Here is an 8233-nt window from a genome sequence, read left to right as displayed (position 1 = left end):
TGTAACCCACCCGGCGGGCCTGCCCCCCCTACACCCTGGGCCCCGGCGGGGCGGGGGCCGGGGCCCCCGGCCGGGCGTCCTGGGCGGCGTCCTCCTGGGCGACGGCGAGCAGGCGGCCGGCGTGTTCGGCGACGGTGCGGTGGATCGAGCCCTCCAGCACCATGCGCCCGTAGACCGGGGCGTGGGAGGGGCGGGGGCAGGCGGCGATCAGGGTGTGCGGGTACGAGACGCTGAGGCCACGCACGTGCTTCCCGGCCTGGGCGAGCGCGTCGGTCACCCACGCCAGCGACACCCGGCCCTCCGCGGAGAGCGCCGGGTGCCCCTCGGCGTGCAGCTCGCGCAGCGCCGCGAAGATCGCCTGGTGGGCCGGGCGGTAGAAGTCCCGGGCCTCCAACCAGTCGAGGCCGGCGAGCTGGCGCGGGTCGAGCAGAACCGCGCCGAGCACGGCCTGCTCGCCGCGCAGCAGCGGGTCCATCACCGCTCCCGCTGCTGGAAGCGGAGCTCGGCGACCGCCCGGTCGGAAGCGGCCTTCGCGGCGGCGAAGCGGTCCAGCTCCCCGGTGAATGTCGGGTCGGTGGCCAGGATCGAGCCGTCCCCGGCGATCAGCCACCACTGACCGCCCCGTCGGACGACGGGTGCTCCGGCGAGCGGCTCGGAGCGCTGGCCTCGGGGCTTACGGGTCTTGTCGCGCATGGGGAACTCCGGTCTCTGGCAGGGGGAGGGCTAAGCGGTGAGGACGAAGTCGCCGGCAACGGGAGCGCCGGAGCGGCAGGCCCAGGGCGAGCAGCCGTCCGGTTCGCCCGATTCCAGCTCGGCGTCGGCGATGGCGTCGAAGACGTCGACCTGGCGTCCAGACCATTCGTGGGCGGTGACCCGGTCGATGGGGGCCTCGTCGAGTGGGCGGTGGCTGCGGTGCAGGTACGCCTGGCCGAGCAGCGGGGTGCCCTCGGCTGTCGCCCTGGCGTTGCCCGCGCGGATTGCCTGGTCGAAGGCGACGACGTCGTCCCACTCCTCGGGCGAGCCATCGCGCAGGGCTCGCCACTGTGCGTTGCCGTGGTACGGGCACCCCAGGCAAGACGACATCCGAAGCCGCGCGAGCGCAGAAGCCGCAGGCAGTCCGAGCGGGAGAAGCCCTGCTCGATCAGGGGGCAGGTGTTCTTCATGTAGGCGACGTCGGCGTCCTTCGCCCGGTGGAACTCGTCCACGGAGATGCCGATCCACTGTTCGACGAACACCCCGGACGGGATCCGCAGCGGGTGCGGGTAGCCCAGCAGTTCGCGAACCTTCTCCTTGATTGGTTTGATCTTGTACTGGCCGGTGCTTCTCTGCACTTCACTCTCACGGGTGAAGGCAGTCATGTGAGACGCCAAAACGGTCTCCGGGATCTACGAGACGGGGTCAGCGGCGGCGGACTGGAGGCCGACAGGCCAGCAGGTTGCCCGGCGTCGGTAGGATCAGCGCCCTGATGGGGAATGTGACGCGAACGCAGCGGCAGGGAAGCCAGGGGCAGCAGTACGCGCTGACCTCGGACGAAGACGACGCCGACTTCTGGGGCTTCGCCTTCGAGGCCGAGGGGTTTTTCGCCCCGCTGCCGGAAGACGAGGGTGCACGCCGGGTGCGTCTCGTGGGCTGTCGCCCGCAGGGCGGCCTACTGAAGAGCGCCAGCCACATCGGCAGCCGGCGGGCCCTGGCGGGGAACGCCATGCTCCACCTCCTCGACGCTGGCGGTGTCACCATGGGGTCCTACTTCGTGGGAGAGGTCACGGTTGTCGATACCAAGGCGTCCACCCGCGGAGAGGGACTCGTTGACCTCACGGTGACGCTGTGGTGCGACAACGCCCTGGCTGGTGCGGACGCAGTGTGGGACCTGATCCGCAAGGGTCGGCTGAGCCGCGCCGGCTTGTGGCACGGGCTTGGTCCCGAGGACAGAAGAGCGTGGCTGTCGGTCGCCCTTTGGTCCCGGGAGTACCAACGCCAAGGGAGGCCCGACCGTCCTTCGGGGCAGGAGTTCACGCTGGACGGTCGGCACATCGTGGACCGGGACAGCTTCTACTGTGCGCTTGGCGAAGCCATCAACGGGCCGGGCGGATACTTCGGCTGGAACCTTGACGCCGTGATCGACTGTCTGCGGGGCGGCTGGGGCGCCACTGCTCCGTTCACTCTTCTCTGGAACGACTCGGCCGAGGCCATAAGGCAATTGACGGAGCGACTGTCCACCGAAGACGGTGACGTCACCTTGTTTGACGTGCTCCTAAGGATCTTCGAAGAGGGGGACGTCCGCGTCGTCCTGCGATAGCAGCTGGAAGCCTCCGTGCTGGTGGCCCTCAAGAGATCTCCTGAGTGGGAGGGGTGGTTCGGGGCTTGGGGATGCCGAGGTCGACGGCTGGCCGTCGGGCTCGCCGCTGGGCCTCGTCGCGTTTGGCGCGGAGGAACGTGAGGGTGAGGTCGATGCCCTCGATCTCACCGATCCAGCCCTCGGCCTTGGCCTGGGCTCTCCGGTCCACAAGGTCGGCTTCCAGCTCGTTCAGCCGGCCGAGCATCTTCGGGTTGACGTGCAGCATCGGGCAGCGGATGCAGGCGTGCTCATGCTGACAGGGCGTGCCGTAGGGGCGTCCGCAAGAGCCGAGCTCGACCTTGCGGCGGTCGAAGTGCTCCTCGAAGTCCGACCACTCCTGCTCGGAAGCGTGCCGGTATTCGTCGTTGGGGCGTTGCTGGCGCCGCTGGTGGAGGTGGGCCTGGTAGTGCCGGATAACGTCTTCGTCGAAGACGGCGACGTAGCCGCGGGTTGTCTGGATGTTGATGTGGCCCAGCAGCGCGGCTCCGATGTGGATCGGCAGGCCGCTGTTGACGAGCTCCGTTGCGAAGATCCTTCGGAAGTCGTGTGGGGTGAATTTCAAGCCTCGGAATCCCGGATGGATCTCGGCCAGATCCTCGCAGCGTCGGCTGATCATCTTCTGGATCGTGCCGGGGTTGAAGATCTTCGAGCCGATCGCTCCGTTCTGGCGCTGGAAGAGGAAGGGCATCGGTGCGCTCCAGACCTTGTCGTGCGGGTCGTGGCGGCTGACCAGCGGGATCGGCTTTCCTCGGCGGCCGTGGCGGCGGATGATCGAGGCGATGACGTGGAACAGCTCGGCGGACATCGGGATGACGCGCTCGCGGTCGGTCTTGGACGGCGCGATGACAAGGAGGGCGATGACTTCGCCGTTCGAGCGCTGGTACTGGCGGATGCTGAGGTGGGTCAGCTCGCACAGCTCCTCGATGCGCACGCCGGAGTGCCGCAGGGTTTCGACCGCTGCCCAGTCCCAGAAGGCGGCCTCTTCCTCGGTGCCGATGTGCATCAGCCGCCCGCTGTCCAGGTTGACAATGCGGGTGGGAACGGGGTCACCGTGCCGGAGGAGCTTCTGGTCCGATTCGCTGATCACCCGGCGATAGGTGGTGCCGGCGTGGGTGAACTCTCCTCCGTCGGCGGTTTTGTCCGCTCGTTCGAGAAGGAGCCGGGCCTGGTCGTAGCGGGTCTCGACGTGCTCGACCAGGATCGGCAGCAGAGGTTGGCGCTGGCGGGTGCGGTCGGCCGTCCGCTCGTTCTCCTTGCGTCGCCGGCGGCCCAGGCCGTGGAACTCGCCCGGGGGAACCGGACACGGTGCGACCCAGGGTGCCCAGCGTTCGGGCTCGTCCGCCGCCCAGGTGTGCAGGTCGTAGTAGAAGCTTCGGACCGAGATGACGATGTCGTCCTGACCCCTACGGTGGGTGCCGTCCTCCTTGAGTCGGATAGTCTCGCGCCACCGTGTGTACAGGTCGGGATCGATTTGGAGCCCCTGCTGGTCAGGGTTGAGCTCCTCGATCCCCACCCAGAAGTGCTTGACCAGCAGCAGCGCGAGTTGCTTGAGGCTGGAGTAGTCCAGGTCAGCGCGCCGTCGACTGATGTAGTCGACCAGCAGCCGACGGACGGCCTGATCGCGGACACCGTACTGGCCGACCAATTCCTCGATGGTCCGCTGGCCACGCATCATCGCGGCCCTCATGGTGGTGGGGGTGGAGGGCGGGAACTGCCCCATGTCGATGAGAGCAGTCCACATCCCGTGCCCGTAGAGCCGGTTGGCCTGCGGCTGCCCTGGCTGTAGGCGACAGCGTGCCGCCCGGTTGTCGTGCGCGTACTGGAGGATCGAGGCAGGGGTGACGTCGGCCAGGGCGACACCCTGGTAGGTCAGGAGGGTGCACATGTCGAGCACTGCTTCCCGCTCGTGCTTGTGCCGTAGCCCTTGCGCGGCGACGTGTTCCTCGAACCTGGTCAGCAGCGGGTCGTTCTGCGCGGTGACGAACAGCGGCGTGAAATTGTTCAGCTGGTTGCGGCGGAAGGTGAACATCGAGGGCTGGACGACACGGAGGCAGAACAGCGTGCGGACCCCCGGGGTAACGGCGACGCCGGTCGTCCGGCGGGCCCCGAGCTCGCTCGCCTTGATGAGCCCTTGGCCCAGCGGGCTGGCGTCCCATCGCTCTTGCCAGGTCTGGCCGGGGTGGGTGGATAGGTACTGAAGGATCTCGCGGGTGGCCTGGCCACGCTGGTAGCGCGTCACGGTGGCAGCGTCCTCCCAGACGTCGACGGCCAGCTGGGAGATGTGGCTGATGGACGCGGTCGACAGCTCGCCGTGCGGTCGCGGAAGCGGGTCGGAGACGGCAGGCTCGGGTTTCATCGCACCGCCCACGAAGCGGCTAGAGAAGGTGAGCCCCTCGACGACGGGCCCGTGCCGGCGGCTGACGCCGGTGGTCGAGCTAGCGGTTGACCTAGGCACCGAACACCGCCTTGATGTCGTCAGCGGCGTATCCGGTGGGGTAACTCGTATCGGGCCGAGGGGTGTTGTAGTACTCGGCGAGCTTGTCGAACATCTCCTCCACGCGCGCCGTCAGGTAGCGGCTGGTGGTCTGGATGTTGGCGTGTCGCATGATCGCCTGTACCTCGACGGGGGTGAGTTTGCCGCCGTTGGCCATCCGGGATGCTGCCGTGTGGCGCAGATCGTGAAGCGTCCAGTTCGTCCCGAGCAGCACGTTGGCCCGCTGCATCACCCGGCGCATCGCCGAGTAGGACAGGGGCCGGTCGGCGCCGTGCCGGGTCCGCCACACCGGTTCGCCCCCAGCGGGGGTGCCAACCTCGTCGAGGTAGCGAGCCAGCCGGAGGAAAGCCTGTGGCGAAGCCGGCACCGTTTCGCGCTCCCGGGTGCCCTTGGAGATGACGTAGATCCGCTGGCCCGCCCAGTCGATGTCGTCCACCCCGACTCCGAGCAGCTCGACGGCGCGCGCTCCGCTGGAGACGTAGAACTCCAGCAAGGCACGGTCGCGCTCACATCCCATGCGATCGAACAGCTCGTCCCAGTGCCGGTCGGGGATGGAACGCGGCGGCCGGTCGGCGGAGCCGGGCCCGCCCGACGACCGGACGCGGCTCCAGCGGGCTTCGGTGCGAGAGAGCACGCCGACGCTGCGGGTTGACCGGGACGGGGTTCACCACGGGCCCGTTGCCCTGATGAGCGTGGAACCCGTAGAAGCCGCTGACGACCGACAGCGCGTGGTTGATCGTCCGGGGCGCGTAGCCCGCGCGGAGGGCGGGCTTGCCGGTCTTCAGATTCACCGAGCCCGGTGCGGCCCCGCCAGGCTGCTTCCGCTGGCGCTGCGGGTTCGAGGCCATCCGCAGCCATCCCGCCAGGACCGCGACCTCGGACTCGGTCGCCTTGCCCCACGCCACCCCCAGCAGCCACAGCAGCCGAAACCAGCGCAGCAGGCCGTAGTCGTAGCTGCGGACCGTCAGCGGGCTGCAGTCGTTGAGCGCCAGGTCGCGCAGGTAGGCGGTGGCTACCTCGATCTCTTCGCCGTACCCATTCACCACGATGTGCGGCGGATGGGCGCCCTCTGCGGGAACGACCGCTCCCACTCGGGGCAACTCGGCCCGTCCCTCGATCAGTTCATGTTGTAGCTCCACTGGCTTCTCCTCGTCGATCGCGCTGAGCGTCGCGATGACCAACGAGAGGAGGAGGGTGCAGATGACTGTGCACTGCCTGCGCGACATGCCCTCGCCGCCACCGGGGTTGAGGATGTGCAGAGGCATCGACGCGAAGCGCTTCGTCGGGTCGAGAGCGTCGTCGCGAATGTTGCCGGAGGCGACCCGCAGGATCGGGATCCCGGCCGGTTCCGCGACCTCCCGCTCCAGCCGGTCGAGGTGTTCGTAGACGGCCCGCGGCTCCCAGCCGGTGTCCGTGAAGATCGCGACGTCGAGGCGCGGCAGGTGGCCCTCGGCGGCGAGCAGCATGAGCGAGGTGCTCTGCACCCCGGCGCATCTGTCCCTCGTTCGACGCTGTTACATGGCGGCGTACCTGTCCATGCGGCGCCCGGCGGCTTGGCACGTGGATTGGCCCCGTCCGCTCTTGGGCGTAGCGAGATCGCCTGTTGTGTGGCGAACTAGCTGACGGGGTACATGCCGCTTGCTAAAAGGCCGTGAGCACTTGTGCCTTTGGGGGCACCTCACGTCTCGCGTGGTCTCAAGCGAGCCACGGCAACACTTGGCGGTTGAAATACGTGGAGCCAGGTGGCAGCATGGATAGTAGTGATCAGGGAGATTATTTCCAGACGTGGCGAATTGGATGACATGCAGTGCCTCCTGAATTAGCTTGCCGAGATTGGGGTGAGCCATGGGGCAGTAATACATTGATTCAGCAACAATCTACGAACTAATCGGAGCTTTCGATCGAGGGAGAGGGCTTGAGTCTGAATGGGGATGGGAATCCTCACTAGAGAGTACCGCATTGCTACTTGGTCAGAAGGTAGTACTGCCTCCGCCTCCTTCGGGATCTAGAACTGGTCATGGGGCCGACTTTGAGTACGGAGATCTCCTCATGGGCCTCGGGGGGATGGTGGAAGTTAATTCGAAACCAACGCGCAGGGCGGAGAGTCGGGCCCTGGATCGGACTCTCTATTGGATGGCCCAAAACTCAAGAGATATAGCCGAGCAGCTCGATGAACTATTCCAAGACTCTGGAAGACATCATGGGCTATTTGAGCCATGGATAGAGTCTGCTGTTCGAATAGGGTGGCCTGAACATATCCCAAGGTTGGGTGGCCTGTATGATCGCGAGTTGATACCGGCAATCAGCCGCATAATTTCGCAGGTCGATTTCGTCGCTGGCGAGGTGCCGGAAGAGTCGCTCCGCGATCTGCGCGAAAAGACCTTGAACCCCAGGGAATTGGACGCTATAGTCAAGTCTGCGTCCGATGAATTAAAGGTACTTCAGGCTGCTTATGTGGCGGCGGCGCTTGCCCGCGGACCTTATCACGAGATAGTCGCATCAAAGGGTCGCGGTGGTGCCCATATGGTTCATCACCCCATGCGGCGCCTCATTCTTCCTGATGTCGAAACTGATAGGCAAATCATCCTCTCGAATGGAATGGAATATCTATCTCGGATTATTCTGGGGGGTGCATTGCTCCAGCCGAATCCGGAGAGGAGGATGGCATTTTATGTTGACGGCCTTGTCCGCGTTCGATCCTATCTTCAGGCCAGGGCTGGAATGCGGCGGGCCCTCGAGGAGACTTCCTCATTTGAGGATGAGGCTCGTGAGCTTAGTGCAGTAGTCGCTCGGAATGCCGGAATGATTGCCCGTCCATGGTGGATTGATAGTGCTATTTCCACCACGATGGCTGCCGCTTCGAGCGTTCTAGTATCTTTCGCTCTCGCCCCGTTTCCGGTCTACATACAGTTGGGTGGAAGTGGCGTGGGAGGTGCAGCGGGAGCGCTGGCTGTACCGACTAGGCGTCTCGGGAAGTACTTTGAGCACCTCTCCCGCTTTGAGAAGCTTGGCAGTAAGACGAAAGGACGTCTGACTCCGGGATGGGTTAGAACGGCTGAGGGTAATATCCCTTAGGTTGGAGTTGATGCGGGCCGAGTTTACCGATGGGGGTCTCGCTCATGGGCGATGGTGGCAAGGTGGCGGACATTGGTCGGTAGTTTCTTGGCTTCGCAGAGCTTCGCGAGATCAGCTTGCAGGGCCTTGGTGAATTGGGCATATACCTCGGTTCGTTCGGCGAGTTCGGCCTTCTCTTGGCGGAGTCACTGGTTCGCGGTTTCGAGGTTGCTGGCTTTCGCGTGGAGGTTTTGGAACGCGGCTGGGATTCCGTTGGCCGCTTCTCTCGCGTCCTCGAATTCCTCACGGAGGTCTGGATGCTTGTGGGTCAGGACCCATCGCTTGACGCC

Annotated in this window: 8 protein-coding genes; 2 read left to right on the top strand and 6 right to left on the bottom strand. The window is 65.8% G+C overall.

What is annotated here, in order from left to right:
* Nucleotides 1–28 precede the first annotated feature (28 nt).
* The 3 genes from ACFV4G_RS19415 to ACFV4G_RS19405 are packed head-to-tail and all read right to left on the bottom strand — an operon-like array spanning nucleotide 29 to nucleotide 1083.
* A complete protein-coding gene (locus tag ACFV4G_RS19415) occupies nucleotides 29–475 on the bottom strand; it encodes a DnaB-like helicase N-terminal domain-containing protein (protein ID WP_380441873.1) in 447 nt (148 codons plus the stop codon).
* Nucleotides 475–693, bottom strand: coding sequence for a hypothetical protein (locus ACFV4G_RS19410; RefSeq protein ID WP_380441871.1), 219 nt, complete (start codon nucleotides 691–693; stop codon nucleotides 475–477). Before ACFV4G_RS19410 ends, ACFV4G_RS19415 begins: the two co-directional genes overlap by 1 nt.
* Before the next feature lie 30 nt (nucleotides 694–723).
* Entirely contained in the window at nucleotides 724–1083 is a 360-nt protein-coding gene (locus tag ACFV4G_RS19405) for a hypothetical protein (protein ID WP_380441869.1), read from the bottom strand.
* 382 nt (nucleotides 1084–1465) lie between these two features.
* Here ACFV4G_RS19405 and ACFV4G_RS19400 point away from each other — a divergent pair, with 382 nt between their 5' ends.
* Nucleotides 1466–2296: a barstar family protein gene (locus ACFV4G_RS19400; protein ID WP_380441867.1), complete on the top strand. Its 831-nt coding sequence runs from the start codon at nucleotides 1466–1468 to the stop codon at nucleotides 2294–2296.
* Nucleotides 2297–2324: 28 nt separating this feature from the next.
* On the opposite strand, the gene ACFV4G_RS19395 is transcribed toward ACFV4G_RS19400, so the two are convergent.
* The 3 genes from ACFV4G_RS19395 to ACFV4G_RS19385 form a co-directional block, all read right to left on the bottom strand.
* Nucleotides 2325–4703 (bottom strand): tyrosine-type recombinase/integrase, encoded by a 2379-nt coding sequence (locus tag ACFV4G_RS19395; protein ID WP_380441864.1) that lies wholly within the window; start codon nucleotides 4701–4703, stop codon nucleotides 2325–2327.
* 79 nt (nucleotides 4704–4782) lie between these two features.
* The gene (locus ACFV4G_RS19390) at nucleotides 4783–5322 is read right to left on the bottom strand and encodes a tyrosine-type recombinase/integrase (RefSeq protein WP_380441861.1); all 540 of its coding nucleotides are present in this window, start codon (nucleotides 5320–5322) and stop codon (nucleotides 4783–4785) included.
* A 13-nt stretch (nucleotides 5323–5335) separates the two neighbouring features.
* A complete protein-coding gene (locus ACFV4G_RS19385) occupies nucleotides 5336–6295 on the bottom strand; it encodes a hypothetical protein (protein ID WP_380441859.1) in 960 nt (319 codons plus the stop codon).
* Nucleotides 6296–6962: 667 nt separating this feature from the next.
* Here ACFV4G_RS19385 and ACFV4G_RS19380 point away from each other — a divergent pair.
* A complete protein-coding gene (locus ACFV4G_RS19380; protein ID WP_380441856.1) occupies nucleotides 6963–7904 on the top strand; it encodes a hypothetical protein in 942 nt (313 codons plus the stop codon).
* Nucleotides 7905–8233 lie beyond the last annotated feature (329 nt).

Origin of the sequence: Kitasatospora sp. NPDC059747 (assembly GCF_042732955.1) — a bacterium.
Lineage (GTDB): Bacteria > Actinomycetota > Actinomycetes > Streptomycetales > Streptomycetaceae > Kitasatospora.
This window is presented reverse-complemented; position numbering and strand designations above follow the sequence as displayed.

What these genes read in the sequence shown, in the direction of transcription:
- ACFV4G_RS19415 (WP_380441873.1), bottom strand. Translation starts at nt 475, where the DNA reads ATGGACCCGCTGCTGCGCGGCGAGCAGGCCGTGCTCGGCGCGGTTCTG.
- ACFV4G_RS19410 (WP_380441871.1), bottom strand. Translation starts at nt 693, where the DNA reads ATGCGCGACAAGACCCGTAAGCCCCGAGGCCAGCGCTCCGAGCCGCTC.
- ACFV4G_RS19405 (WP_380441869.1), bottom strand. Translation starts at nt 1,083, where the DNA reads ATGTCGTCTTGCCTGGGGTGCCCGTACCACGGCAACGCACAGTGGCGA.
- ACFV4G_RS19400 (WP_380441867.1), top strand. Translation starts at nt 1,466, where the DNA reads ATGGGGAATGTGACGCGAACGCAGCGGCAGGGAAGCCAGGGGCAGCAG.
- ACFV4G_RS19385 (WP_380441859.1), bottom strand. Translation starts at nt 6,295, where the DNA reads ATGCTGCTCGCCGCCGAGGGCCACCTGCCGCGCCTCGACGTCGCGATC.
- ACFV4G_RS19380 (WP_380441856.1), top strand. Translation starts at nt 6,963, where the DNA reads ATGGCCCAAAACTCAAGAGATATAGCCGAGCAGCTCGATGAACTATTC.